This window comes from Chamaesiphon polymorphus CCALA 037 (assembly GCF_003003845.1).
GTDB classification, from domain to species: domain Bacteria; phylum Cyanobacteriota; class Cyanobacteriia; order Cyanobacteriales; family Chamaesiphonaceae; genus Chamaesiphon; species Chamaesiphon polymorphus.
Map to the genome: position 1 here is coordinate 1 of NZ_PVWO01000273.1, position 7,644 is coordinate 7,644.

Annotated in this window: 7 protein-coding genes; 2 read left to right on the forward strand and 5 right to left on the reverse strand. The window is 48.6% G+C overall.

Annotated elements, in window-relative coordinates; translation table 11 throughout:
• The 4 genes from C7B77_RS18685 to C7B77_RS18700 all read right to left on the reverse strand — a co-directional run.
• Positions 1 to 378: GNAT family N-acetyltransferase (locus C7B77_RS18685; protein WP_146138394.1), on the reverse strand; the 378-nt coding region annotated here is incomplete at its 3' end.
• A gap of 69 nt (positions 379 to 447) precedes the next feature.
• On the reverse strand, positions 448 to 1,020 hold the full coding sequence (locus C7B77_RS18690) for a dihydrofolate reductase family protein (RefSeq protein WP_106308177.1): 573 nt from the start codon (positions 1,018 to 1,020) through the stop codon (positions 448 to 450).
• 154 nt (positions 1,021 to 1,174) lie between these two features.
• Positions 1,175 to 1,657: an anthrone oxygenase family protein gene (locus C7B77_RS18695; RefSeq protein WP_106308180.1), complete on the reverse strand. Its 483-nt coding sequence runs from the start codon at positions 1,655 to 1,657 to the stop codon at positions 1,175 to 1,177.
• A 2-nt stretch (positions 1,658 to 1,659) separates the two neighbouring features.
• Positions 1,660 to 2,508: a Rossmann-fold NAD(P)-binding domain-containing protein gene (locus C7B77_RS18700; protein WP_106308192.1), complete on the reverse strand. Its 849-nt coding sequence runs from the start codon at positions 2,506 to 2,508 to the stop codon at positions 1,660 to 1,662.
• Positions 2,509 to 2,891: 383 nt separating this feature from the next.
• Here C7B77_RS18700 and C7B77_RS18705 point away from each other — a divergent pair, with 383 nt between their 5' ends.
• Positions 2,892 to 3,812 (forward strand): helix-turn-helix domain-containing protein, encoded by a 921-nt coding sequence (locus C7B77_RS18705; RefSeq protein ID WP_106308183.1) that lies wholly within the window; start codon positions 2,892 to 2,894, stop codon positions 3,810 to 3,812.
• 349 nt (positions 3,813 to 4,161) lie between these two features.
• Positions 4,162 to 5,994 (forward strand): ABC transporter ATP-binding protein, encoded by a 1,833-nt coding sequence (locus tag C7B77_RS18710; RefSeq protein ID WP_106308186.1) that lies wholly within the window; start codon positions 4,162 to 4,164, stop codon positions 5,992 to 5,994.
• A 70-nt stretch (positions 5,995 to 6,064) separates the two neighbouring features.
• On the opposite strand, the gene C7B77_RS18715 is transcribed toward C7B77_RS18710, so the two are convergent.
• On the reverse strand, positions 6,065 to 7,644 hold a 1,580-nt coding region (locus tag C7B77_RS18715; RefSeq protein WP_106308189.1), incomplete at its 5' end, for an iron uptake porin.

Sequence of the window (7,644 nt, forward strand, 5' to 3'; positions counted from 1 at the left end):
CAGATGTGTATAAGAGACAGCGATTACCGATTCAGTCATATAACCTTTGCCTTGAGATGCTGGATGCGTCCAAAAGCCCAGATTCCAAAGTCCTTCCCGCTTGTTTCGATTGATACCGATCCGTCCTAATAGACGATCTGAATCACGATCGGCGATCGTAAAACTATAGAGTTTGCCCTCCTGCCAAGCTTGCAAATTCTCTGACAATGCCTCGTACAGATCTTCGATCCGTAGGGGTGCCTCCGAATCCATGCCAGCATGAAATCCCGGTGAAGTTGTCGCCTCAAAAATCGCGGGCAAATCCTCCATCACAGAACGGCGCAATCGACACCTAACTGTCTCGATCGTGAAATCTAGTGAAATAGCTGGTTCGCGCATTATTTAATCTTGCTATTTAGCCGTTTATAGTATACGACTTTCAACGAACAGCGGAAGGCGATCGTCATGTTAGGTGGCTCCACTCAGATCTCCTTTGCGTACTTCATATCGCAACTCAGCCATACCAGTACCGATCTGATGAACAGACACTAGGCGCAGAACTGGACTTAGCACTGTGCGAGGGAAAAGCGGCTTACCCTTGCCAAGAGCGATCGAACCAACTTGGACGATAAGTTCGTCGAGTAAACCAGCATCGTAGAACTGGCCAGCAAGATCTCCGCCTCCAACTATCCAGATATTTTTGGTACCAGCAGCAGCTCGCATTTGAGCGTGGGCGGGTTGCACATCTCCATTGACGAATCGGATGTTCGCACCTTCGATGATTGGCAGCTTGCGACTAGAGAATATCCAGGCTGGCTGAGTATATGGCCAAGTTGAGCCAGTCTCAGCGGCAACCCGTTCTGCGTTGCGCACCATCCATTCGTAAGTTGCCGATCCCATTGCCAACGCACCCACATTTGAAATGAACTCTGGATAGCTGGAGTCATTTAGGTCGCCAAGTGGAAACAGCCAGTCAATTGAGTCATTCTCAGTAGCAATGAAGCCATCGAGACTTGTCGCGGTAAAATACTGAGTTTTCATTCTTTTATCCAACCGATCGACTATCGGCAGACTGCATACATGGGCGTTGTGATGCACAGAGCGTTGATATTGCTTCTACATAATACCAAAATCGAGTCGCGAACGTCACTTCATGTAGCATTTTCTGTTAACCGAGGCTGATTTTCAGGTTGTTTCATTTCGGTAGGGAGACAACGAACATTGCCGATGCAGCCAGAGCGGCTAATGTCCGAATGTGATTCCAGAACATCCAATCTCTCAGGTATTTTGCCCAAAAGTTTGCACCTTCTATGCTATCCGGCTTGACGATCGCCAACGCATTATTGAGCGGCACATTAGCCAAAATTGTCACCAAAATCGCGCCCACTAAATAGAGCAAGCTACCGATCGATAAATAGATCGTACCCGATCGATCCCAATGTAAAAGGGCAGAAATAAATATAAATAAGCAAGCGATCGCCGTTCCAAACAACGCCAACATAAACAGCGGATTAATCGCTGTAATATTCATCGATTGCATGGCAGCAATTCCCCGATCTGGCTGGAGTCTCGCCAGGGCAGGCATTACGAAGGTCGAGAAAGCAAAGAAGACCCCAGCCATTAGCCCGCAGCCGATCGCTGCTGTGAATATCAGCCAGAAGAGATAATTGTCGAACATAGTTATTTACCTCTCCAGATGCCAGTCGCAGCCGTTTGTCGCACATAATCGGAGAAGTCGCGCGGCGATCGTCCGAGAGCGCGCTGCACGCCGTCAGCTAGCGGTGTATTCCGTCCGTCGAGCACGGTGGAGAATAAATATAAGACTAGTTCGACATCATCCTCCGGTACACCTTGCCGGACAAGCTCTGCGCGATAGTCGTCGGCTGAAATCGGGGCGAACGTAATGTCCCGTCCCATCGCACGGGCAATTTCGGCGATCGCTTCAGCAAAGGTTAAGGCTTTAGAGCCAGTAATCTCGTAGAGCTGGCGCGAGTGTTGCGAATCTGCGAGTGCGGCAACAGCAATATCGGCAATGTCCTCGACATCGACAAATGGCTCTGCGACTGACTCCAGCACTGGCAAGGCAACTTGCCCAGCCAGAATCGGATCGAGGAAAAAACTCTCGCTGAAATTCTGAAAAAACCAGCTCGCGCGCAAAATCGTCCAATCTACGCTAGTTGCCTGGAGTGCCTGTTCTGCCTGTTCCGCTTCCACTTCGCCCCGACCCGAAAGTAGTACCAACTTCTCAACGCCACTGGCGATCGCTCGATCGAACAATGCCTCAACAGTTTCGAGGGCACCAGGTACTGCTATATCTGGCTGATACGCAACGTAGGCAGCCTTCACTCCTTGGAGGACTCGATCCCAAGTATCCCGTCGCTCCCAATCAAAAGGTAATTCTGCTGTCCGCGAGCCGATTCGTACTTGGCGACCCGCTTTGACGAGTCGATCTGCCACCCTGCGACCTGTTTTCCCAGTACCGCCGATAACTAGGGTGATGCCGTTATTCCAGTTTTCTTCTTGTGTCATATTTGTTTGGCGACCTTTGCTAATAGAGAATGTGTAATAGGCGATAGATCTATACCAAATTCGATTTGCAAACATTTCTTGTGCTAGCACAAACCTGTGGCCCTCACCCCGCCATCACCTTCGGTTCTGGCTCCCCTCTCCCAAGCTTGGGAGAGGGGCTGGGGGTGAGGGCAAGATTGAGGCAGTTTACCAATCAGATTTAGTATCACTGTCGTTCGCGCAGCGTCAGCTTTGCTGAATCGATTACTCTTCCAGATTAAAAAAACGCCCACTATTCGACTATCTAATTCTTGTGAAACTAACAAAATCTTGCGGGCAATTTTCGTGCATATTTGGTGAAATGCGACAATGAAGATAATCGGATCTAGACGCAGGAGGTTTACATGAAACCGTTGGCACAGCCTTTCCCAGGGAAAATCGCCAGCCATCAGAGTGTCTGCACCAGCCAGCCCCTGTTTTCAAGTCAAACTCAGGGTTGGGAACACATCCTCGTCGAAAAATTTCACCATCCGGCGGGGGAAGGGAAAATGCTCTACCCCAACGAACATGCCATTTGCTTGTCACTCACGCCCCGTCCGGTACGGTTGCTGCACATTCAGGGAGACAAGTCTTACACGGGGTTGTATGGCAAAGGGGACTTGTCGATCGCGCCTGCGGCTACACCCTTTTTTGCCCGATGGGACAGTGACGATCGCATCTTGCAGATGCGGATTGACTCTCAATTCATGACGCAGGTTGCCACCGAAGCACTGGCGATGAATCCCGATCGACTGGAAGTAATTCCCACATTTCGGACGCGCGATCCTCAACTTGAGGCGATCGCGATGTTAGTACTTACCGAATTGAAACAAGAAAATCTAGGCAATCGGCTGTATATTGACTCGCTCGCCAATGTATTGGCGGTAAGGTTGCTCAGACAATATTCAGCCTCTAAACCACAGCTTGCGGTTTATGCAGGCGGATTGCCACCGCGTCAATTGCAACAAGTATTGGAATATATCGACGCCCATTTAGAGCGAGAGATCGAGCTGACAGATTTGGCTGGATTGATTCGCCATAGGCGACGCTACGCGAACGGGATGAGTCAATTTCATTTCAGCCATCTGTTCAAGCAATCGATCGGTACTTCTCCTTACCAATACTTACTCCAACAACGAATCGAACGGGCGAAGCAGTTATTAAAACAAACAGATCGATCGATTGTCGATATTGCTTTAGAGTGTGGATTCAACAGTCACAGCCATTTGAGCAAACAGTTTCGACAGCTTACAGGCATGACACCCAAAAGATACCGGAGCGATTAAAACACTGGTATCGAAAAAGAAGGACTTAAAAAGTGGTTTCAAGAAAGGTTAATAGAGTATGAAGATGTTACGGGGCATGATGGATCGGGCTGGCGGCTTGAAGTCGATGGCTTTAAAGGTAAAGCATACGATACAAAGTCAGAAGAAATTACAGAATCGATAGTTGATATGTGGAATAAATTAAATCAAAATTCGCAATCTCTCTAATAAGCTTATTGAGTGCCGCAGTGGTAAATTTCGGATCTTCTCTGAATATCGATCGGGACACTCAAATTGCCCAGCCGAGCTTGCGTTAACCTAAAGAAGTCAGCAACACGATCGAGCGACTCATCCATCCTATCGGAGAATTATGGCATCTTACCGCGATATCGTTCGGTATTTTCAGGGATACGGGGCGATCGCTGCATTTAGCATTGCTGCCTCCAGTCTGTTTGAGGTGGTCGATTTAACCGTACCCTATGCGATCGGTCAAATTCTGAATGTACTCTCTAAGCAACCGCTCGATGCGCCGTTAATGGCCTTCATTAGCGCGATCGCCACTGGCTTCAATCTCCAAGTATCGTCAGAATTATCGCTAGTTTTGCTGTTAGCGATCGTGTTTGTCGTATCTGTCGTGCGCGCGCCAATTCAACCCTGGATTGGGAGCTGGTTCCATTGGGCGATTCCGCTGCGAGCACGGCGAGATCGTGCCGATCTGACGATTCAAAAAATTCTCACATTACCCCTATCTTTCTACGATGAAAACAACCCCGGTCGGATTGCCGGACGGGTCGCACGCGGGTTGACTAACCACACTTGGTCTTATCCAGAAATTGCTGGACAGTTGATTCCGAAGTTAGCGCGCATATTTGGGATTTTTATCGTCATTTGTCTGTTAGAGTGGCGGATTGGGATTGCCTTTGCCCTGTCGTTTATGGCGATTTTAGGCTTTAGCCTCAAAGGGTTGCGCTATATTATCAACCGCGAGGCACTCCTGGATAGTTATATGGAGAATACCGAAAGCCGTACCTCCGAAATTATTACCAATATCAAAACTGTGAAGGCATTCGCCGCCGAACCTTACGAACTCGATCGACAGCGGCAACGCCTAGATCGAGAGTTAACAGTGGTACTATATCGCATCCATCGCGGTTACGTGCGTTTAAATATGTGGCAGCGCACGGTAGTTCAAAGCTGCATCTTTGGCGTACTCGTGATGACCCTCCTCGCTACCCTGCGCGGCGAACTGTCTTTAGGTCATTTTGTGACGTTGCTGACAGTCTCTAGTATGGCCTATGCCGAGTTAGAACCGTTGAGTATCTTGGCCGAGTTTCTGGCACGACGCTATGCTTCGATGCTGCGCTTTCATGAGTTTATGCAGCAGCCTGTGGGTAGCGATGCTAGCGACCTCAATGCGATCGCTCGATCGGCGTCAGAGTACCAATTTACAGGTAAAATTGAGTTCGATCGGCTGAGTTTTGGTTACGACCCGCAGCAGCCGATTTTGCATGATATTAATCTCGTCATCGAGCCATATCAAACTATTGCTCTGGTCGGTAAATCTGGTTCGGGGAAGTCTACGCTAGTCAAGCTATTATTTCGCTATTTTGAGCCAACTCAAGGACACATCCGCATTGATGGTACAGACATCAGCTCGCTCGCGATTGGCTCCTATCGCGCTCGCTTGGCGATCGTCCATCAGGAGGTGGATATTTTCAACGGTACGATTATGGATAATCTGCGCTATGGCAATCCTACTGCTAGCACAGAAGACGTCGCGGCAGCCTGTCGTATGGCGCGAGTCGATGAATTTATCCACGAGCTACCCCAAGGGTATGCAACGGTGGTCGGGGAGCGAGGCGTGCGGCTATCGGGAGGGCAGCGACAGCGGCTCGGCATTGCGCGCGCTTTAATCGTCGATCCGAATGTATTGGTGTTCGATGAGGCAACTTCCAGTCTCGATTATGAGTCGGAACGGGCGATTCAACTAGCAATGCGATCGATTTCGGGTACCAGAACCACGCTGATTATCGCTCACCGACTCAGTACCGTCCGCGATGCTGACAAAATTGTGGTGTTAGATCGGGGTCGGATTGTCGAGGTCGGCACGCATGACGATCTATTAAAGCATAATGGTGTCTATGCAAGGTTACATGCACTTCAAGAATCGGCTGACGTGCTACCACGATCGGATTTGCTTTAAGATTTATTTGGATGGTTGTAGGATGAATCTCCAGGTAACTACAGCGCAAATTTAGCGAACTCCACTCAAACTAGAAGTTAAACTGCATCCGCACATTGCCGATATAGACAGGGGAATTGCTCTGAAAATTGTTGGGGTTGAAGATCGCATAAAATGCAGGCACGATCGCGATATTTTCGGTAGCGGGGTAATAGTAAGAAATTTCTAACTCCTGCTGTTTGCCACCATCGCCGCCGCCAGAGAGTAGAAACTCGCGCCCACCCAGATAGCTATGGGGAATCAAGTAGGAAATGGTGCCCAATGCCCCCTTCTTACCCAAATCGGGAAATCCCAAACCCACTTGAATCGATTGTACGGTTGTATTGCCACCCGCACGGGCTGGATCGATCGGAATAATCCCCGTTCTCCCATAAGAATATCGTCCGAACACGCCCACTTGGGGAGTAAAAAGCCAGTCAAAATTAACGACAAAAGTATCGGCTGGTGCATCGTTTAATCTGCCCCCAAAGCCATCGTCGGCATAGCCGTAGGGCAATGGCTCTCCGATCGTGCCACCGATAAATCCGTTGTAGGGACGGATTAGCGATCGCGAGTACAATAATCTTAAATTTAGGTCTTTATTCGGCGAATAGGTTAGTTCGCCAATAGCTTGATTGGTACTGCCAAATAAACCTGCGGCTGGATTGCTAGAGGTATTAAATCCATTTGCCGAACTCACAAACTCGGTGTTCTCGCCCAAATAGCCAGCATTAAAGCGAAACTGGGGGCTTATAGTCCAAGATACAACCGCACCAGAACCGCGATCGATCGCAGCAAATAAGCTACTCCCGCTAGAGTTGAAACTCCCCGCACCAGTTAGGAAATTAGTAAATCGGTTTTGGTCGAAATAACGGTAAGTATTCAGACGTGGGCCGACAGCAACTCTAACGCTATCGTTGATTGGAAAAGAATAAGATAACTCGCGCAAATAAACTGCATTCGATCCGGCTTGAGGCGTGCCAGTTTGGTCGGTAATTGGCGTTCCCCACGTATTAAAAAATCCCGATGAAACTAGTTGATTGGCTGGAGAATTGGCATTGCCAGCAACGAGTTGAGTAACTAAAGTATCTTTACCTGTAAATGATGAAGTTAGGGTCAGAAATAGGTAGTTACTAACTGTCGGATTTGAATCTCTAAGCTGGACGCGAGTCGGTACTCCATTGACTCGTGTTGGTGGGATAAATGGATTAGTACCCCCTTGCGCCAGCGATCTTTCGGCGGTAATCCTATTGCTCGGAAATGCACCTGTAAAGTTAATCCACAATTGAGCATTGAGCTTAGTTGTGGCTGAAAACTGTTGTTGTTTCAGTCGTTCTGTTTTGGCTTCGATCGCTTCTACCCGTCCGCGCAGGGCGGCTAGTTCTGTCGCAAATTCGGTTTGAAGTTTTTGGATACTTTCTAAATCTGCTTTAGTGGCTGGATCTGTTGGTGACGATCCAATCGATTCATTTGCAAGACTCAGACAAATATTTAATTTGTTGGCAAATTTCGCCCGCGTTAAGCTACGATTCAGGTCGGTATTTTCTTCGATACAATTATAGCGATCGTCGAGTTGTTGTAATGCTGACAATGCCCATTCGGGCAGTTGGGAATCGCCAGAAGGAGCACCCG

Coding starts and splice junctions, on each gene's coding strand:
- C7B77_RS18690 (WP_106308177.1), bottom strand. CDS start 1,020: ATGAAAACTCAGTATTTTACCGCGACAAGTCTCGATGGCTTCATTGCT.
- C7B77_RS18695 (WP_106308180.1), bottom strand. CDS start 1,657: ATGTTCGACAATTATCTCTTCTGGCTGATATTCACAGCAGCGATCGGC.
- C7B77_RS18700 (WP_106308192.1), bottom strand. CDS start 2,508: ATGACACAAGAAGAAAACTGGAATAACGGCATCACCCTAGTTATCGGC.
- C7B77_RS18705 (WP_106308183.1), top strand. CDS start 2,892: ATGAAACCGTTGGCACAGCCTTTCCCAGGGAAAATCGCCAGCCATCAG.
- C7B77_RS18710 (WP_106308186.1), top strand. CDS start 4,162: ATGGCATCTTACCGCGATATCGTTCGGTATTTTCAGGGATACGGGGCG.